This window comes from Actinomadura latina NBRC 106108 (assembly GCF_001552195.1).
In the GTDB taxonomy this organism is placed as follows: domain Bacteria; phylum Actinomycetota; class Actinomycetes; order Streptosporangiales; family Streptosporangiaceae; genus Spirillospora; species Spirillospora latina.
Genome location: NZ_BCQS01000011.1, coordinates 219827 through 238661, shown reverse-complemented (window position 1 = coordinate 238661; position 18835 = coordinate 219827). Strand labels below are relative to the sequence as shown.

The window sequence follows — 18835 nt, the reverse complement described above, 5'->3', positions numbered from 1 at the left end:
CGGTTCAGCCCTGGGCCGGGCGCGGGCGGTCCGGCGGCGTGGACGGGCGGTCCTGCGGCGTGGACGGGCGGGCCGGTTCGGGACGGGCCGATTCCGTGCGGCGCGGGACGGCGTCCGCGTCCGGGGAGAGCCGGGACCGCTCCGCGGGACGGTCCGGTCCGGGATCGGCGGGCAGCAGCCCGGAGGTCTCCAGGTAGTGGCGGCCCCGGGGCGTGAGGTCCCAGGCGTTGTGCCGCCATTCCTTGCGCCGCCACACGACGCCCGCGGACAGCAGCTTGCGGCCGACCCGGCTGATCTCGGTCTCGTCGGTGCCGAGCTCGGTGGCGAGCTGCTGGTTGGACAGGCCCTCCCGGAGGGCCACGGCGACGAGGAAGCGCGCCGCGTACCCGTCGGGCTGCAGCGCGAGCTGGAGACCGGACGGGAGCCGCTTCAGCGCCCAGTGCACGACGTCGATCAGCCCGAGGATGCGGCCGCGCTGCTCGCGCTGCGCGCCGTCGAGGGCCCCGACGTCGAGGTAGTGGCGGTGCAGCCACTGGAGCCCGTCCTGGCACTCGGTCAGGGCCGGCTCGTCGGCGCTCAGCGAGGCGTCGGTGATCAGCATGCCGAGCGCCGAGAAGTGCCCGTCGCCGATGATCTTGGCGTGCTCCATCGCGTCGATGAGGCGCCGGATCTCGGTCCTCCGGTCGCGCGGGTCGGGGGCGGTGTCGCTGGATGGGTTCACGGCTGACTCCTGGGTCGACGAGCAGCGCCGGACATATCCAGAGTGCGCCCGTGCCAAGTGAATGTCAAGTGATGCTCGCTCTGTTGCGGACGACACGGTGCCCGGGCCCCGCGAGCGTTAGCATCGAGGCACCGGCCGTGACCGTGCCTTGTCGACCCCCGGGGGCGCCTATGAAGGATCAGTTGGCTGCAGCCGTGTACCCGGCCGAACCAGCTGATCTCTTCGTCCGGCTCTACGACGCGATGCCGGACGACGTCTTCCGCGGCTGGACGGCCACCCGCTGGTACGAGGACGAGCACGTGCGGCGCCGCGCGAACGAGATCGGCGAGATCGTGCTGGAGCACGGCGTCCTCGACCCGGCGATCACCGAGGAGATGGTCGCCGAGTACGGGGACCGCGGCCGGTTCATGATCCTGCTCGGGCTCGACACCGCGCTCGCGCACGCCAGCCCGTACGGCCCCTACCACGGCGCGCCCGCGCTGGCCGGGGTGCTGGTCACCTACCTGACCGAGGGCAGGCTCAACGGGCCGGGGACGACCGGCGCGCTGCTGCCCCGCTGCGCGTTCCCGGGCCGGCCTCGCGGGCTGCGGTCCAAGGCGGAGTTCTTCGGCGTCCACCGCGTCCCGCAGGCCGAGTGGGACATGATCGACCACCAGGTTCTGCCGTCCGTGCACGACCCGCACTTCAGCCGGGACGAGCCGGTCGCCGTCGGCTGCGCGCCGGTGCTGGAGACCTACGACGACGTGGAGATCGAGTTCGCCGAGCGGGACGGCGCGACCGTGTACCGGCTGCGCCCGATGGACTCCTCCGGGCTGCGCTCCCGGATCAAGGCGATCGTCCGGCGGCTGGACGAGTCCGGCGCGCAGCTCGCCGTGATGCCGGAGGCGTCGCTGTCGGACGCGCTGCTGGAGCACTGGAAGGAGGTCGCGTTCGACACGGCCGGGCGCGACCGGGCCCGCCGCCCGCTGCGGTTCATCCTGCTCGGCACCGGCCCGCTCGGCGGCGGCGACCCGCCGCCGAACCGCGCCGTCCTGCTCGACCGCTGGACGGGGCGCGAGCTCCTCGTCCAGGACAAGCTGTCCGGCTTCACGCTGGACGCCGCGCAGATGCGGTTGTGGCGGCTGCCGGACGCGCCGGACGCGGGCACCGCCGCCGAGCACATCCGGCCCGGCCGCAGGATCAGCGTGCTCGACTCCTCACTGGGCCGGCTCGCCGTGCTGATCTGCGAGGACCTCGGCCGGTCGATCCGCTGGGACCGCGAGCTGCTGGCGTGCGGGGTGTCGCACCTGCTCGTCCCGATCTTCTCCAAGCCGATCCTGGAGTACCGCTGGGAGGAGCAGGGCGCCGAGCGGCAGGTCGCGGAGCTGGGCGCCTGGGTGACGGTGTCCAACAGCCTCGCGGTCGGCGCCGCGATCCCGGACGGCGAGCTGCCGGGCCCACGCCACACCTGCCTGGTCACCGGGCCGCAGAGCCTGGCCCGCACCGCCTACACCGGCGACCGGCAGTTCGGCGTCGCGCGGACGGGCGCCGAGCTGGGGCGGCTGCCGACGTCCGAGCTGCCGCGCGTGTTCCCCGGCGCCGCCTACGACGCCTGGCACGACCACTGGCGGGACGCTAAGTAGGCGGTTCGACGACGAACGGCTCCGGGCTCGCCACCGTGCCCGTCGGGGTGCTCACCACGGGCGGCGCCGAGGTGGCTCCTTCCGGGACGACCGTCCGGATGAGCGTGTCCGTCACGTCGGCGGCCGGCGACCGGGCCGCGCCGAACAGGACGATCGTCGCGGACGCCAGGCCGGTGCCCGTGATCGTGACCCGCGTGCCGGGCGGCCCGCCGGCCGGCTCGATCGCATTGATCCGCGGTGTGAGGGCGTGGTCGCGGCCCCGCGGCGCGGGTGCCAGCAGGGTCGAGAAGACGCTGCGGAGCTTCTCGGCGGTCTCGCGCGAGAACTGGCCGACGAGCGCCGCGATGGCCGTGATCCCGTACGGGTTGATGTCGGCCGCGCCGCCGGTGGGCGAGGTCAGGCCGCCGCGCACGACCAGGTAGACGATGAGCCCGAAGAGCGCGCCGACGACCGGGAGCAGCAGGTACATCAGCAGCCAGCTCCGGCGCAGCGCCCGGTTCCCGGCGTACCAGTAGAACGACCGCAGGACGTGCGCGATGCCGCCGAGCGCGCCGGCGGCCATGACGATCACGAACAGGCTCGTCTCCCGCGCCATCGTCGGCGACCACCCCGGGAAGTGGACGGTCCTGGCGGCCGGGGTGATCTCGGTGCGCCCGTCCGGGCCGATCTGCGGGCCGGCCGGCCACGCCTGGATCAGGACGATCACCAGTACCGCCGTGGCGATCAGCAGGACGGCGAACACGGCGACGATGTCGCGGGTGCGGGCGTACTTCTCGCCGGGCGACTCGGTTTCGGGGGATGGTTCGGTCACGGCCCTCCTCGGGGGTTTCGGTGCGGGCCTCTCCAGCCGTTCATCCAAGCGGCGCCGGACGGCGTTTCGCAAAGGGCGGGCCGAGCGGCGCCCTGGATTGCGACAATCCGTTGCAAATTGGTGGAGTCTTCATTAACGGTTCGCCGACCCGCCGATGCCGCGCCCTACTCTCCGGCCATGCGCCGAACAGCAGCAGCACTCGCGACCGTCCTGACCGCCGGCCTCGCCGCCGGCGTGCAGCAGGCGGCCGCGGCGGAGCCGCCCACCTGCGGCACCCCCGCCGACCATCAGATCGCCGACGTCCAGGGCAGCGGGGACGCGAGTCCCTTGGCCGGGCAGACCGTCCGGGTCGAGGGCGTCGTCACCGCGGACTTCCAGCGGTCCGACCAGCTCAAGGGCTTCTTCGTCCAGGACCCGACACCCGACCGGGACCCGCGCACCTCCGACGGGCTCTTCGTCTACTCGACCCGGGAGGTCGCGGTCGGTGACCGGGTCCTCGTGACCGGCAAGGCCGTCGAGTACAACGGGCTCACCGAACTGTCGCCCGTCTCGGCCGTGGACGTGTGCGGCACGGGCCGGGTCGCGCCGGCGGGCGTCCGGCTCCCGCTGCGCGGCGGCGCCGCGCTGGAGCGGTACGAGGGCATGCTGCTGCGGTTCGGACAGCGGCTCACCGCGACCGAGGTCTACCAGCTCGGCCGGTACGGCGAGGTCACCGTCTCCGCCGGCGGCCGGCTCTTCCAGCCGACGGACGGGCACGGCTCCACGCAGGCGGGGAACGACGCGCGCAAGCTGCTCGTCGACGACGGGTCGAACGTCCAGAACCCGGACACGATCCCGTACACCGACCCGCGCGTCCTGCGGATCGGCGACTCGACGGCCGGGCTCACCGGCGTCCTCCACTACGGGTTCGGCGAGTACCGGCTCGAACCGACCCGGACGGCGCACTTCGCCGCCACGAACCCGGCGCGGACGAAGCCGCGGCACGTCGGCGGCGGCGTCCGCGTGGCGAGTTTCAACACGCTGAACTGGTTCACGACGCTGAACGAGCGCGGCGCCGACACGGCCGGGGAACAGGAGCGGCAGCTCGCCAAGCTGACCGCCGCGCTCAACGGCCTGAACGCCGACATCGTCGGGCTCATGGAGGTCGAGAACAACGGCGACACCGCCGTGGGCGCCCTCGTCGACCGCCTGAACCAGGAGGCCGGCGCCGGGACGTACGCGTGGGTGCGGCACCCGTACCCGGGGACGGACGAGATCCACGTCGCGCTCATCTACAAGCCGGCGAAGGTCACGCCGGTCGGCGCGGCGCGCTCGTCGCAGGACCCGGTCTTCGACCGGCCGCCGCTGGTGCAGACGTTCCGGCCCGCGTCCGGCGGGGCGGCGGTCACGATGATCGTGAACCACTTCAAGTCGAAGGGCTGCGGCGACGCCACCGGCCCCGACGAGGACCAGGGCGACGGCCAGGGCTGCTACAACGCCCGCCGCGTCAAGCAGGCCGAGGCGATCCGCGCGATCGCGGACGGCGCGGAGAACCCGCTCGTCGTCGGCGACCTCAACGCCTACACGGCCGAGGACCCGGTGGAGGTGCTCACCCGCGCCGGGCTGGTCTCGCAGACGCAGCGGTTCGTTCGGCCGGGCGACCGGTACAGCTACGTCTTCGACGGGCAGTCCGGCGAACTCGACCACGCCCTCGCCGGGAAGGGCCTGTCGCGGCGCGTGACGGGCGCGACGATCTGGCACATCAACAGCGACGAGCCGGTGTTCCTCGACTACAACACCGAGTACAACCCGCCGGAGTTCTACAAGCCGGACGCGTTCCGCTCGTCCGACCACGACCCCGTCCTGCTGGGGCTGAACCTGCGCTGACGCCCGTCGGGCCGGCCGCCGGAAAAGGGGCGGCCGGCCCTCTCGCGCGCGAAGGTCACGAAGCGTATGATCCGGGTCACATTTCTAGAGATCGGTGCGCTGCGATGACCGAAGCCGTCCCCGCCCCAGCCCCCTCACTCGCCTTCGGCATCGGCCCGGACGGGACCTACACCCGGCCCGGGCAGGCCGCCGCCTTCGTCCTCGGCCTCATCACGACGTTCGTGTTCGTGCCGCTGGTCGTGGTCGCCGCGCTCCTCTACACCCGCGCCGAGACCCGGTTCGCCGAGGACCCGGCGCGGGCCCGCGCGCTGGTGAACTGGTCGTGGCTCTGCATCACGATCCCCGTCCTGCTCGGCATCGCCGCGGTCAACGTCACCTGGTTCATGATGCGCTGACGGGAAGAGGAGCGGCTCCGGCCGGGTTGGCACACGGTATGAGCGTGCGCTTCTCCGTCCTCGACCTCGCCCCCGTCGTCAGCGGCTCCACGTCCGGCCAGGCCCTGCGCAACACCCTCGACCTGGCCCGGCACACCGAGCGCCTCGGCTACCACCGGTACTGGCTCGCCGAGCACCACACGATGCCCGGCATCGCCAGCTCGGCGACGGCCGTGCTGATCGGGCAGGTCGCGGCGGCCACGTCCCGGATGCGGGTCGGGTCCGGCGGGGTCATGCTGCCGAACCACGCGCCGATGGTGGTCGCCGAGCAGTTCGGGACGCTGGAGGCGCTGTATCCGGGCCGCATCGACCTCGGCCTCGGCCGCGCTCCCGGCACCGATCAGGCGACCGCGCGGGCGCTGCGCCGCTCCCCGGACGCGCTGTCGGTGGACGACTTCCCCGAGCAGGTCATCGAGCTGCGGAGCTACTTCGGCGCGGACAGCAAGGTGACGCCCGCCGCCGGGAACGAGCCGCCGATCTGGCTGCTCGGCTCCAGCGGCTACAGCGCCCGCCTCGCCGGGCTGCTCGGCCTGCCGTTCGCGTTCGCGCACCACTTCAGCGCCGAGAACACCGTGCCCGCGCTGGCCCTCTACCGCGACTCGTTCCGGCCGGGCGCGCTGGACGAGCCGTACTCGATGATCGGCGTCTCGGTGACGGCCGCCGGCACCGACGAGCGGGCGCGCGAGCTGGCGGCCCCGCAGGCGCTGGCGTTCCTGCGGCTGCGGCATGGGCGGCCCGGCCTGCTGCCGACGCCGGAGGAGACGGCGTCCCACCCGTACACGCCGCTGGAGCGGCAGATGATCGACGCGCGGCTCGCCGACCAGGTGATGGGCGGGCCCGAGACCGTCCGCAAGCAGCTGGACGCGCTGATCGACCGCACCGCCGTGGACGAGGTCATGGTCGTCACGCAGGTGTTCGACCACGCCGACCGGCTGGAGTCCTACGACATCCTCGCCGGCCTCTACGAGGACAGCTTCCCGGCCTAGGCACCGCGGCCGGGCACGCGCCGCCGGTTTCGCCGGACGGGTCAGCCCTCGAAGGCCTCCGCCAGGATGTCCAGGCCCTCGTTCAGCAGGTCCTCGGGGATGACGAGCGGCGGCAGGAAGCGCAGCACGTTCCCGTACGTGCCGGTCGTCAGGACGAGCAGCCCGCGCTCGTGGCAGCGGCGCGCGACCCGCGCGGTCAGCTCGGGGGCGGGCTCCTTCGTGCCCTCCCGCACCAGCTCGATCGCGATCATCGCGCCGCGCCCGCGGACGTCCCCGATCGCCGGGTACTTCCCGGCGAGGTCGCGCAGCCGCGGCAGCATGATCTCGCCGATGCGCCGGGCCCGCTCGGTGAGCTTGCCCTCCTCGATCTCCTCCAGGACGGCGATCGCCGCCGCGCAGGCCAGCGGGTTGCCGCCGTAGGTGCCGCCGAGACCGCCGCCGTGCACCTTGTCCATGATGTCGGCGCGCCCGGTGACGGCGGCCAGCGGCAGCCCGCCGGCGATGCCCTTCGCGGTCGCGACGAGGTCGGGGACGATGCCCTCGTGCTCGCAGGCGAACATGTCGCCGGTGCGGGCGAAACCGGTCTGCACCTCGTCCGCGATGAACAGGATGCCGTTGGTCCGGCAGAACCCGGCGAGCGCGGGCAGGAACCCGGGCGCGGGCTCGATGAAGCCGCCCTCGCCCTGGATCGGCTCGATCAGCACGGCCGCGACGTTGGTCGCGCCGATCTCCTTGGTGATCTTGTCGATGGCCTCGGCGGCCGCCTCCGGGCCGCAGTTGTCCGGGCCGGTCGGCCAGCGGAACGGGTACGCCAGCGGCATCCGGTACACCTCGGGCGCGTACGGGCCGAACCCGTGCTTGTACGGCATGTTCTTCGCCGTCAGCGTCATCGTCAGCAGCGTCCGGCCGTGGTAGCCGTGCTCGAACACCACGACCGCCTGCCGCCCCGTCGCGTACCGGGCGATCTTGACGGCGTTCTCCACGGCCTCCGCGCCGCTGTTGACCAGGAAGGACCGCTTCTCGTGGTCGCCTGGCGTGATCCGGTTGAGGTTCTCGCACACCTCCACGTACGACTCGTACGGCGCCACCATGAAGCAGGTGTGGGTGAACCGGTCGGCCTGCTCCTTCACCCGCGCGGCGACCCGCGGGTTCGCGTTGCCGACGTTCGTGACCGCGATGCCCGAGCCGAAGTCGATCAGTGAGTTGCCGTCCGCGTCGACGACCACGCCGCCGCCGGCGTCCGTCACGTACACCGGCAGGACGCTGCCGACGCCCGGTGGCACCGCCGCGGCGCGCCGTTCTTGCAGTTCCCGCGAGCGCGGGCCGGGGATCTCGGTCACGAGGCGGCGTTCCTGCGGCAGGCGGTCGGACGTGCTCGTCCCGAGGGCGGGGTCGTGGCTGGTCATGGCCTGAACATAAGCCGGGCGCCGCCTACGATGAACCGTACGGGACGGCGAAAACCGTCCATCGAGATGGACACTTTGCACAGGGATTGCGATGCCGCCCACCGTGGCCGCCGTGGCGGCCCTCCCCCAGCTCGGCCTGCGCCCGCTCACCGGCCCGCTGCCGGACGCGCCCGTCGTGTGGGTCGCGGTCAGCGAACTGGAGGACCCGACGCCGTTCCTGGAGGGCGGCGAACTCGTCCTCACCACCGGTATGCGGCTCACCTCGGCGAACGCCGCCGCGTACGTGTCGCGGCTGGTCGGGCGGGGCGTCGCCGGGCTCGGGTTCGCGGTCGGGGTCATCCACGAGGACGTCCTGCCGGAGCTGCTCGCGGCGGCGCGTGATCAGGGGCTCGTGCTGCTGGAGGTGCCGCGCCCGACGCCGTTCATCGCGATCGGCAAGGCGGTGTCGCGGATGCTCGCCGCCGAATGGTACGAGGACGTCACCCGCGCGTTCCAGGCGCAGCAGGAGCTGACCCGCGCCGCGCTCACCGGGCCCGGCCCGCTGGTCACCCGGCTGGCGCGGCTGCTCGGCGGGTGGGCGCTGCTGCTGGACCCGTCCGGGGACGTCCGGCACGCCGAGCCCGCGAGCGCCCGGGGCCGCGCCGGCGCGCTGGCGCCCGAGCTGGCCCGGCTGCGGCGCCGTCCCGCCGCGAGCGTCTCGCTGGCCTTCCCGGACGGCCACATCGTCGTGCAGCGGATCGGCCTCGGCGGACGGCCGCGCGGGTTCCTCGCCGTCGGGACGGACGCGCCGCTCCCGCACGCCGCGCACACCATCGTCGGCGCGGCCGTCGCGCTGCTGACGCTGCAGTCGGAGACGCCGCGCACGGGCCGCGGACTGCGGGCCTCGCTCGCGGCGCTGCTGCTCGGCCGCCCGGCCGCGGGACCGTCCGTGCCGCGCGGCCCGGTCCGGGTGCTGGCCTGCGCGGGCGGGGCAGCCGTGCTGGACGCGCTGGAGTCCGATCCCGCCGGGGCGCGCTGCCTCGCCCTGCCGCTGGACGGGCACAGCGCGGTGATCGTGCCGGCCGAGCTGAACGGCCAGATCGAGGCACTGCTCGCCGGAACCGGCCCGATGGGAGTGAGCGCCGCGTCGTCCACCGACCTGGCGACCGCGCTGAGGCAGGCCGAGGAGGCGCTCGCCGCCGCCGAGCGGACGAACCAGGACGTCCTCCACTACTCCGAACTTCCCGGGCAGGGAGTCCTCGGCCTGCTGGAACCCGGAATCGCACACGCCTTCGCCGACACACTTCTCGCACCGCTCCGTGAGCAGGACCTGGTCGGGACCGTCCGGGCGTACGTCGCGGCCAACGGGCAGGGGGAGGCGGCGGCGCGCGCGCTGGGCGTCCACCGGCACACCCTCCGCACGCGGATGCGCAAGGCGGCCGAGCTTCTGGGACGCGACCCCGACGACCCCGCCGTCCGCGCCGAACTGTGGATCGCGCTCGCCGTCACGTCCAGTCGCGCCGATCAGATTGGACATGGTGGAGACTCGAATTCCGACCCGCCGGGACTAGCGTGAACCTCATGAACGTGACCCCATTCTGGCTGGCCGGCCGGCCCGAGACCGGTGACGGCGAGCTGACCGTTACGCATCCCTACGACGGCCGCGTGGTCGGGACGGCGGCCGTCCCGACGCCCGCGCAGGTGGAGGAGGCGATCGCCGCCGCGGACGCGGTCCGCGGGCAGGCCGCCGCGCTGCCGCTGCACGCGCGGGCGGAGGCGCTCGCGCACGTGTCCGCGCGGATCGCCGAGCGGGCCGAGGAGATCGCCCGGCTGATCACCGCGGAGAACGGCAAGCCGCTGCTGTGGGCGCGCGGCGAGGTCACCCGCGCGGTCTCCACGTTCCGGTTCGCCGCCGAGGAGGCGCGCCGCTTCAGCGCCACCACCCAGCGGCTCGACACCGACCCGGCCGCCGAGGGCCGGATGGCCTACATCACCCGGGTGCCGAAGGGCCCGGTGCTCGGCATCTCGCCGTTCAACTTCCCGCTGAACCTCGCCGCGCACAAGATCGCCCCGGCGATCGCGGCGGGCACCCCGATCGTCCTCAAGCCCGCCCCGGCCACGCCGCTGTCGGCGCTGCTGCTCGGCGAGCTGCTCGCCGAGACCGACCTGCCCGCCGGGATGTTCTCCATCCTGCCGGTGCCGAACGACCGCGCGCCCGCCCTCGTGGACGACCCGCGCCTGCCGATCGTGTCGTTCACCGGCTCGGTCCCCGTCGGCTGGGCGATCAACGACCAGGCGCCGCGCAAGCACGTCACCCTCGAACTCGGCGGGAACGGCGCCGCCGTCGTCCTGCCGGACGCCGACCTCGACTGGGCCGCCAAGCGCATCGGGCTCTTCTCCAACTACCAGGCGGGGCAGAGCTGCATCGCCGTCCAGCGCGTCTACGTCGACCGCTCCGTCTACGACGAGTTCGTGCCGAAGCTGGTCGACACGGTCGCGTCCCTCGTCACCGGCGACCCGTGGGACGACAAGACGCAGGTCGGCCCGCTCGTCAGCCGGGAGGCCGCCGAGCGCGTCGAGTCCTGGGTGGACGAGACCGTCGAGGCGGGCGCGAAGGTGCTGACCGGCGGCACCCGCGAAGGCGCCGCCTACGCGCCCACCGTCCTGACCGACGTGCCCGCCGACGCCAAGATCTCCCGCGAGGAGGTCTTCGGGCCCGTCATGTTCGTCCAGCCCGTGGACGGCGTCGACGAGGCGTTCGCGCTCGTCAACGACTCCAAGTTCGGGCTCCAGGCGGGCGTGTTCACCCGGAACCTCGACATCGCGTTCCGCGCGCACCGCGAACTGGACGTCGGCGGTGTCGTGATCGGCGACGTCCCGTCCTACCGCGCCGACCAGATGCCGTACGGCGGCGTGAAGGACTCGGGCGTCGGCCGCGAGGGGCTCCAGTCGGCGATGGCCGACTACACCGAGGAGAAGGTCATGATCTTCACGGGCCTGCCCCTCTGACTTCGCGCTAGCGGGGCCTTGCGTACAGTCCGGTGCGCAGGGCCCCGGCGGCCTCCGACAGCGCCTCCTGGAACCGCCCGCCCAGCGACCACGTGTTCGCGAACCCGTGGATGAGGTCCTCCTGGCGCCGCAGCGCGACGCTCACCCCGGCCTTCTCCAGCCGCTTCGCGAACTCCTCGCCCTCGTCCCGCAGCGGATCGAAGCCCGCCGTGACGAGATAGGTCGGCGGGAACCCGGTCAGATCGTCGGCCAGCATCGGCGACGCCTTCACCTCGGCGCGACGCTCCTCCGGGCAGTAGTGGTCACTGAACCACGTCATGTCATCGTCGGTCAGGTAGAACCCTTCCGCGAACAGCTCCCGCGACCGGCGCCGGACCGACAGGTCGGTCGCCGGATAGAACAGCAGCGCGAAATCCGGCCTGCGCTCCGCCAGCACCCCGACGACCGCCGCGAGGTTGCCGCCCGCGCTGTCACCGCCGACCGCGATGGCGGAGGAGTCGGCGCCGAGGTCCGCGGCGTGCGCGACCGCGTACTCGTAGGCCGTGAGCGCGTCGTCCGGCCCCGCCGGATAAGGGTGTTCGGGGGCGAGCCGGTACTCCACCGACAGCACCCGCACCTCGGCGTGCACCGCCAGATACCGGCAGACGGTGTCGTGCGTGTCGATGTCGCCGATGACCCAGCCGCCGCCGTGGTAGAAGACGAGCAGCGGCGACCCCTCCGCGAGCCCCTCCGGCGTGTAGAGCCGCGCCGGCACCCCGCCCGCGTCGACCTCCCGCGTCGCGACCGGCCGCTTCGGCCTCCTCGTCAGATACACCTCTGACCTGGCGAGGCCCTGCCGCGCCTTCTCGACCGTGGCGCCACCCAGCCTCCGCTCGCCCTCCAGCCGCATCATCAGGAGCAGCAGCTGCGCGTCCACCGCCAGCTCCTGCCCGTCCCGGCGCACCGGCGCCCCGACGATCAGCCGCTTGACGGGCTCCGGCAGCGCGAACACGCCACGCAGCATCACGCCCGCCACCGAGGGCGGCACCATCTCGACCATCGACGCCATGCGATCCTCCAAGCCAGGGTTCCGCACACCGTACTCTCCGGTAGCGCCGGTGTCCCGTCCCGTGGAGCCGCGTGCGCAAAGGGGTTCTGGCGTCCGGCGGGGGCTGGTTAGGATCGTCACGGCCGGGTGGCGGTGCGTGACGGGAGCGGTGGATGCAGCGGTTCTGGCAGATGCTCGTGGCCTACGTCGACGTCTCCGTCGCCTTCGTCCTCGCGGTCGCCATCTTAGGGCTGGACATCGCCGGTATCGCCTCGACCAAGGTCGTGCAGAGCGCGACCATGGCCACGCTGGCCGTCGTCGCCATCGTGCTGCTCCGCGACCGGGCCCGCAGCGACACCCGCGGCGTCGAGGTGCAGGAGTCGATGGACGCGCTGCGGAAGCAGCTGGACGTCCGCATCATCAGCGGCACCGAGTGCAACCGCGTCCTGACCGACGCCCGCCGTGACACCGACCGCTGGGTCTTCCGGGGCGGGACGGGCGCCTACATCCGCGCGGTCACGCTGCCCGAGTGCGTGTCGGCGGCGCGCCCCGTCCGGCGCAAGCTGGACTTCCGGCTGGAGATCCTGGACCCCACCGACCCGGACCTGTGCCACCAGTTCGTCCGCCTCCACCAGCGGCTGGCGACCAGCCCGGACAGCCCGGAGCAGTCGTGGACGGCGGACGAGACGCGCCGCGAGCTGTTCGCGACGATCCTGGCGGCGTGCTGGTACCAGCAGCGCTACGAACTGCTCGACATCGACGTCCGGCTGTCGTCCGCGTACTCGCTGCTGCGGTACGAGCTGTCGAAGAGCTGCCTCATCTTCACCCAGCGCGGGCCGGAGTTCCCCGCACTGGTGATCAACAGCGGCACGCCGACCTACCTGTGCTGGGAGTCGGAGCTGCACGTCAGCTTCCAGCAGGCCAAGCGGCTGCCGTTGCAGTCGGTGAAGAGCATGCAGCTGAGCAGCGTGCCGTCCGCGGAAGAGATCCGCGACGTCTTCAGGGCCCTCACGATCGAACTGCCGGCCGACTACTCCGACGACGACCTCACCGAGATCCGGAAGCTGGCCCTGGAGTCGTCCGACCCCTACGCGTAGGCGCGGGCGACGAGCGGACGCGCCGCCGGAAGTACGCCACGGTCACGACGCCGAGCAGCGGCCCCCAGGCGACCAGCGGCGCATAGGCGACGACACCGAGCACGCCTTCCCAGCTGCCGAAGTGGATGGGGAATCCGTCCGGCAGCGGCCGCCCCTGAATCGTCTCCCGGAAGACCAGGCCGTTCACGATCGACACCGTCCACAACACGGTGAGGATCGCGGCCCCGACCGCTGCGGGAATCACCGCGGCCGTGATCGGCACCCGGCGACCCCGCACCCACGGCACCCAGCGGGGAAAGACCTCGCCCCACCGGGCGATGAGCCCGACCGCGGTGAAGGCCACCAGCTCCGAGAAGACCGACAGCAGCACCACGTAGACCTCCATGGGCAGCCATCCCGGCAGATCCCCCCGCCCGCCGCCCGGCCCGTCCCCCGGTCCCAGGTCATCCTCGGCAATGATCGGAAGATGGAGGGCGAAGACCGCGATCCGCCACAGACCGGACGGCAACACGGTGAACGGTACGGCCAGCGCCGCGACACGCGCCCACCGAGGCACCCCCTCCACCGCCTCGTGCGCGGCCCGCCACCCGGCGCGTACCCGCGCGAACGGCTCCGAGGATGTGGCCACGATGGTCATGATCGCCTCTCCCGATGGTGGTCGTCACCTACGGACCCCACGATCACAGCCCCGCCGCCCCGCCCCGATCACCCGTAAGCACCAAGCCCCTCCCCCGCACGGGTGAATCCCGCCCCGCGGACCGGCGAAGAGTCCCCGCTCAGGGCTTGCGGAGCAGCAGGTTGCCGGCCGGGGAGTGCTCGTTCTCGTTCGGGCGGCGCAGGAAGCGGGCCACCTCGGCCAGTCCCGCCCCGCGGGCGATGCCGGCGAGGCGGTCGACCGGCCAGCGGTGGGCGGGGACGACCTTGTGGTCGAACGGCTCCGGGACGTCCCCGTCGGTCGACTGGAAGGCCGCGAGCAGGTGGCCGCCGGGGGCCAGGACGCGGTGGAACTCGGCGAAGACGCCCGGGAGTTCCGCGGGGTCATGGTGGATGATCGAGTACCAGGAGAGGATGCCGGCCAGCGACTCGTCGGGGAACGCGAGCGCGTTCATCGTGCCCTCGGCGAAGCGCAGGTGCGGGTTGTCCGCGCGGGCCTGGGCGATCATGCCGGGCGACAGGTCGACGCCGGACGCGTCCAGGCCGAGGGAGTGCAGGAACGCCGTCAGGTGGCCGGGGCCGCAGCCCAGGTCGGCGACCGGGCCCCGGTCCCGGACGAGGTCCGCGAACGCGACGATCAGCGAGCGGTCGAGGGGCAGGTCGTCGAGGACGTCGCGGAACATGTCGGCGTACAGGACGGCGACGGCGTCATAGGCCGCTCGGGTGGCGGTTTCGGTCATGGGGCTCGACGTTAGCGCGGCCGGGAGACCCACGTGCGGCGGATCGGGCCCCATGATCGCGTCCGGCGCCCTCGGCGCGCGTCGAACCCTTCACCCCAGGTCGTGCGCGTCCAACCGATAGCGGGCCTGGCGGGCGGCGGGGCCGGTCGGCGCCAGCCCGGACAGGCCGGCCTCGATCGCGGCGGCGGCCCGGCGGCAGAACGCCTCCGGCTCGTCGGCGGCGTCCGGACGCTCGTCCACCAGGGCGTCCGCGATGCCGTAGCGGAGCAGGTCCGCCGACCGGACGCCCTGGGACGCCGCCATCTCGTCCGCGCGGGCCGGCGTCCGGTGGACGATCACCGACGCGCCCTCGGGCGGGAGCGGGGACAGCCAGGCGTGCCGGGCCGCGAGGACGCGGTCGGCGGGCAGCAGCGCGAGCGCCGCGCCTCCGGTGCCCTCGCCGAGGAGCAGGCAGAGCGTCGGCGCGGGCAGCGAGATCAGGTCGGCGAGGCAGCGGGCGATCTCGCCGGCCAGGCCGCCCTCCTCCGCCTCCGCCGACAGCACGGCGCCGGGCGTGTCGACCACGGTGACCAGCGGCAGGCCGAGCTGGGCGGCCAGCCGCATCCCGCGCCGGGCGACGCGCAGGCCGGCCGGGCCGAGCGGGTGGCCGCTGCGCTGGCTGTTCCGGTCCTGGCCGACCAGGACGCACGGTGCCGCGCCGAAACGGGCCAGGGCGAGCTCCAGGCCCGGATCGGCCTCGCCCTGGCCGGTGCCCGACAGCAGGGTCACGTCGGCGGCGCCGTGCCGGAGCAGTTCGCGGACGCCCGGACGGTCCGGGCGGCGGGAGCGTTCGATCGACTCCCACGCCGTCCCGTCCGGTACAGCCGCCGAGAGCAGGGCCGGCGGCGCCGAGGGCAGGGCCGCCGGCGCCGAAGGCGGGCGCCCGCACAGGACGCGCAACGCCCGCGACGCCACCCCGGCGAGGTCGTCGATGCCGACGACGGCGTCCAGCAGGCCCTTGGCCGCGAGGTTCTCCGCGACCTGCACGCCCGGCGGGAACGGCTCCCCGTACAGCCCCTCGTACACGCGCGGGCCGAGGAAGCCGATCAGCGCGCCCGGCTCGGCGGCCGTCACGTGGCCGAGCGACCCCCACGACGCGAACACCCCGCCGGTCGTGGGATGCCGCAGGTAGACCAGATACGGCAGCCCGGCGGCGCGGTGCGCGGCGACGGCCGCCGTGATGCGCGCCATCTGGACGAACGCCGCCGTCCCCTCCTGCATGCGGGTGCCGCCCGAGGCCGGCGCGGCGAGCAGCGGGAGGCCCTCGGCGGTGGCGCGCCCGACGGCCGCGACGATCCGGCCGGCGGTGGCGAGGCCGATCGAGCCGGCCAGGAAGCGGAACTCCGACACGACGAACGCGACGCGGCGGCCCGCCAGCCGGCCCTCGCCGGTGAGGACGGCCTCGTCGCATCCGCTGCGCTCCCGGGCCGCCGCCAGATCCCTGCCATAGGGGGACGAAGGCGAAGGCTCCCCCGAAGGGGGCTCGTCCCAGGACGTCCAGGCGCCGTCGTCCAGCACGCGGCGCAGCAGTTCCCGCGCCCCGACTCGTTCCGCCACTCGGCCCCTTCCCTCGGTCTTCCCAGCATGATGACCTCGGGACCGGGCCATCCGGCATCCGGGGGTGGACACTGGGGGTAACCCGGCAGAGGAGGAGCGCACGTGTCCGAGGAGATCTGTTTCGCGTCCGCCCGGGAGCTGGCCCGCCGGATCCGCGCCCGCGAGCTGTCGGCGCGGGAGGTCCTGCAGGCGCATCTCGACCAGATCGAGCGGACGAACCCGCAGGTCAACGCCATTGTCACGCTCGTCGCGGAGCGGGCGGCGCAGCAGGCGCGGGACGCCGACGAGCGGCTCGCCGCCGGGGAGCTGCCGGGCCCGCTGCACGGCCTGCCCGTCGCCCACAAGGACACGCACGCCACCGGGGGCGTCCGCACCACGTCCGGGTCGCCGATCTTCGCCGACCACGTCCCGGACGCGGACGAACTGGTCATCGAGCGGATGCGCGCCGCCGGCGTCATCACGCTCGGCAAGACGAACGTGCCGGAGTTCGCCGCCGGATCGCACACGTTCAACCCGGTCTTCGGCCTGACCCGCAACCCCTACGACCTCTCCCGGTCGGCGGGCGGCAGCAGCGGCGGCGCGGCGGCGGCGCTCGCGTGCGGGATGCATCCGCTCGCGGACGGCAGCGACATGGGCGGCTCGCTGCGCAACCCCGCGTCGTTCTGCAATGTCGTCGGGTTCCGGCCGTCGCCCGGGCGGGTGCCGTCCTGGCCGGTTCCGGCGGGCTGGGCGACGATGGGCGTGCAGGGCCCGATGGCCCGCGAGGTCGCGGACGTGGCGCTGCTGCTGTCGGTGCTCGCCGGCCCCGACCCGCGCAGCCCCATCGCGCTGGACACGCCGGGCTCGGCGTTCGCCGGGCCGCTCGACCGCGACCTCGGCGGGCTCCGCGTCGCATGGTCCCCCGACCTCGGCGGGACGATCCCCGTCGACCCGGCCGTCACCGGCGTCCTCGAACCCGCCGTGAAGGTGTTCCAGGAGCTGGGCTGCACGGTCCACGAGGCGTCCCCCGACCTGGCGGGCGCCGACGAGGTGTTCCGCACGCTGCGCGCCTGGCACTGGGACATCGCCCTCCGCCCCCTGCTGGACGAGCGCCGCGCCGACTTCAAGCCGTCCCTCGCCGAGAACATCGAGGCCGGCCGCTCCCTCACCGGCGCCGACCTCGGCCGGGCCGAGACGGCGCACACCGCCCTCTTCCACCGCGTCCGGGAGTTCTTCGAGCGGTACGACGCGCTGCTCCTGCCGGTCAGCCAGGTGCCGCCGTTCGACGCGGGCATCGAGTACCCGGACGAGGTCGCCGGCCGGCCGATGCCCGACTACCTGGAGTGGATGCGCTCCTGCTTCCTCGTCTCGGCGACCGGATGCCCGGCGCTGTCGGTCCCCGCCGGGTTCACCCCGGACGGCCTGCCGGTCGGCCTGCAGATCGTCGGCCCCCATCGCGCGGACTTCGCCGTCCTGCAGATCGGGCACGCGTTCGAGCAGGCCACCCGGCACGCGACGCGCCGCCCGCCGGGCGCCGCCGGCTAGGGCGGGTCGAGCGGGAGGCACAGGACGAACCGGGCGCCCCGGTCGCTGGGCGCGGCGACGAGGGTCCCGCCGTGCGCGCGGGCGATGTCGCGGGAGATGGTCAGGCCGAGGCCGGTGCCCGTGGCGTCCCGCGCCCGGCCCTCGCGAAGCCGCTGGAACCGCCAGAAGATCCGCTCCCGGTCCTCGGGCGCGATGCCCGGCCCGTCGTCGCGGACCTCCAGCACGGCCTCGGGCCCGTCCGCCGCCACCGTCACCCACACCCGCGACGCCGCGTGCCGCTCGGCGTTGTCCAGCAGGTTCGTCAGAACCCGCGCCAGATGGTGCGGGGTGGCCCGCACCGTGACGCCCGCCGCCGCGCTGACCTCGACCGGGACGCGCCGCTCCCGCCGCGACGCCTCCGCCCGCGCCAGCTCGCCGAGGTCGACGCGCTCCCGCTCGACGTGCACGCCGGCGCCCAGCTTCGCCAGGACGAGCAGATCGCTGACGATGCCCTGCAGCCGGTCGGCGTCGCCGAGCGCGGCGCGCGCGACCGCCGGCCAGTCCTCGTCCTCCGGATGCTCCAGCGCGACCTCCAGCTGGGCGCGCAGCCCGGTCAGCGGGCTGCGCAGCTCGTGCGACACGTCCGCCACGAACGCGCGCTGCCGGGCCATGACCTCCTGCAGCCGGTTCAGCGTCACGTTCACCGACTCGGCCAGATGAGACACCTCGTCGTTCGGGCCCGGGACGGTGACCCGCCGCTCGGACTCGCCGCCGGTGATGTCCGCCAGCTCGGCGCTCATCACCCGCACCGGCCGCAGCGCCCGCCGCACCGACAGCGACACGATCCAGCCGACCGCGGCGGTCGCGACGAGCGCCAGCGTCACGAGCAGGCCGATGAACGCGCCCTTGTAGCGCGTCAGCTCGTTGATGGGCGCGCCGGCGTACACGGTCCGGACGCCCTCGCGGGTCCGCAGCCGCTCCGAGGCGAGGTAGACGTCGGCCTTCCCCTGCACGCGCACGAGGCGGTACTCGGGCCTGCCCGTCACCTGCGGCTCCGGCACCTTCAGCGGCCCGCGCCCGGACAGCGACTCGCTCGCCGCCAGCACGTCGCCCTCGCCGTCGATGACCTGCAGCAGGGTGAAGTCGGGGTCCTGGACGTGCAGCGTCCCGCGCGGATCGGTCTCGCGGACGAGCGTGGCCAGATCCGTGAGGACCAGCGTCCCCCGATCGTGCAGCCCGTCGAACACCGTGTCCCGCACGACCTGGTAGAAGAGCACGACGCCGACCACGAGGAGCAGGCCGACGAGGGCGGTCGCGGCGGCGGTCACGCGGGTCCGCACCGACCAGCACGACGGCGACAGCAAGTCCCCGAAGATCCGCACCC

The 18835-nt window shown here is 73.8% G+C and carries 16 protein-coding genes; 8 read left to right on the top strand and 8 right to left on the bottom strand.

Going from position 1 to position 18835, the window contains the following annotated elements; all coding sequences use genetic code 11:
- Positions 1–4 precede the first annotated feature (4 nt).
- Positions 5–721, bottom strand: a complete 717-nt coding sequence (locus tag AL2_RS17085) for a hypothetical protein (RefSeq protein WP_067634834.1) — start codon at positions 719–721, stop codon at positions 5–7.
- 182 nt (positions 722–903) lie between these two features.
- Between AL2_RS17085 and AL2_RS17080 the strand changes: the two genes are divergently transcribed.
- The gene (locus AL2_RS17080) at positions 904–2343 is read left to right on the top strand and encodes a carbon-nitrogen hydrolase family protein (protein WP_157438200.1); all 1440 of its coding nucleotides are present in this window, start codon (positions 904–906) and stop codon (positions 2341–2343) included.
- Here the strand turns inward: AL2_RS17080 and AL2_RS38555 are convergent.
- The gene (locus AL2_RS38555; RefSeq protein ID WP_067634832.1) at positions 2336–3154 is read right to left on the bottom strand and encodes an IPT/TIG domain-containing protein; all 819 of its coding nucleotides are present in this window, start codon (positions 3152–3154) and stop codon (positions 2336–2338) included. The two genes, AL2_RS17080 and AL2_RS38555, sit on opposite strands and share 8 nt — an antisense overlap.
- 177 nt (positions 3155–3331) lie before the next feature.
- Here AL2_RS38555 and AL2_RS17070 point away from each other — a divergent pair, with 177 nt between their 5' ends.
- From AL2_RS17070 to AL2_RS17060, 3 genes are all read left to right on the top strand, one after another.
- Positions 3332–5020 (top strand): ExeM/NucH family extracellular endonuclease, encoded by a 1689-nt coding sequence (locus AL2_RS17070; protein WP_067634831.1) that lies wholly within the window; start codon positions 3332–3334, stop codon positions 5018–5020.
- 104 nt (positions 5021–5124) lie between these two features.
- Positions 5125–5415: a hypothetical protein gene (locus AL2_RS17065; protein WP_067634830.1), complete on the top strand. Its 291-nt coding sequence runs from the start codon at positions 5125–5127 to the stop codon at positions 5413–5415.
- Positions 5416–5453: 38 nt separating this feature from the next.
- Positions 5454–6440: an LLM class flavin-dependent oxidoreductase gene (locus AL2_RS17060; RefSeq protein ID WP_067634829.1), complete on the top strand. Its 987-nt coding sequence runs from the start codon at positions 5454–5456 to the stop codon at positions 6438–6440.
- Positions 6441–6481: 41 nt separating this feature from the next.
- Here the strand turns inward: AL2_RS17060 and gabT are convergent, their stop codons facing one another.
- Positions 6482–7846 carry a 4-aminobutyrate--2-oxoglutarate transaminase gene (gene gabT / locus AL2_RS17055; RefSeq protein WP_067634828.1) on the bottom strand — a complete coding sequence of 455 codons (1365 nt, stop codon included), beginning with the start codon at positions 7844–7846 and terminating at the stop codon, positions 6482–6484.
- A gap of 91 nt (positions 7847–7937) precedes the next feature.
- Between gabT and AL2_RS17050 the strand changes: the two genes are divergently transcribed.
- Positions 7938–9401, top strand: a complete 1464-nt coding sequence (locus AL2_RS17050) for a PucR family transcriptional regulator (RefSeq protein WP_067634827.1) — start codon at positions 7938–7940, stop codon at positions 9399–9401.
- A gap of 5 nt (positions 9402–9406) precedes the next feature.
- Complete coding sequence (locus tag AL2_RS17045) at positions 9407–10834, top strand: aldehyde dehydrogenase family protein (RefSeq protein ID WP_067634973.1); 1428 nt, start codon at positions 9407–9409, stop codon at positions 10832–10834.
- 7 nt (positions 10835–10841) lie between these two features.
- On the opposite strand, the gene AL2_RS17040 is transcribed toward AL2_RS17045, so the two are convergent.
- Positions 10842–11882, bottom strand: coding sequence for an alpha/beta hydrolase (locus tag AL2_RS17040; RefSeq protein ID WP_174550855.1), 1041 nt, complete (start codon positions 11880–11882; stop codon positions 10842–10844).
- A gap of 152 nt (positions 11883–12034) precedes the next feature.
- Here AL2_RS17040 and AL2_RS17035 point away from each other — a divergent pair, with 152 nt between their 5' ends.
- Positions 12035–12958 carry a hypothetical protein gene (locus AL2_RS17035; RefSeq protein ID WP_067634826.1) on the top strand — a complete coding sequence of 308 codons (924 nt, stop codon included), beginning with the start codon at positions 12035–12037 and terminating at the stop codon, positions 12956–12958.
- On the opposite strand, the gene AL2_RS17030 is transcribed toward AL2_RS17035, so the two are convergent.
- The 3 genes from AL2_RS17030 to AL2_RS17020 all read right to left on the bottom strand — a co-directional run bounded on the left by AL2_RS17030 (position 12909) and on the right by AL2_RS17020 (position 15999).
- The gene (locus tag AL2_RS17030) at positions 12909–13586 is read right to left on the bottom strand and encodes a hypothetical protein (RefSeq protein ID WP_210747821.1); all 678 of its coding nucleotides are present in this window, start codon (positions 13584–13586) and stop codon (positions 12909–12911) included. The genes AL2_RS17035 and AL2_RS17030 overlap by 50 nt on opposite strands.
- Positions 13587–13734: 148 nt before the next feature.
- Positions 13735–14352 carry a class I SAM-dependent methyltransferase gene (locus AL2_RS17025; protein ID WP_067634825.1) on the bottom strand — a complete coding sequence of 206 codons (618 nt, stop codon included), beginning with the start codon at positions 14350–14352 and terminating at the stop codon, positions 13735–13737.
- A 90-nt stretch (positions 14353–14442) separates the two neighbouring features.
- Positions 14443–15999 (bottom strand): carboxyl transferase domain-containing protein, encoded by a 1557-nt coding sequence (locus tag AL2_RS17020; protein ID WP_067634824.1) that lies wholly within the window; start codon positions 15997–15999, stop codon positions 14443–14445.
- 51 nt (positions 16000–16050) lie between these two features.
- On the opposite strand from AL2_RS17020, the gene AL2_RS17015 reads away from it, so the two are divergent.
- Positions 16051–17472, top strand: a complete 1422-nt coding sequence (locus AL2_RS17015; RefSeq protein WP_067634823.1) for an amidase — start codon at positions 16051–16053, stop codon at positions 17470–17472.
- Here AL2_RS17015 and AL2_RS17010 read toward each other — a convergent pair.
- Positions 17469–18833, bottom strand: a complete 1365-nt coding sequence (locus AL2_RS17010; RefSeq protein ID WP_083946598.1) for a sensor histidine kinase — start codon at positions 18831–18833, stop codon at positions 17469–17471. The two genes, AL2_RS17015 and AL2_RS17010, sit on opposite strands and share 4 nt — an antisense overlap.
- Positions 18834–18835 lie beyond the last annotated feature (2 nt).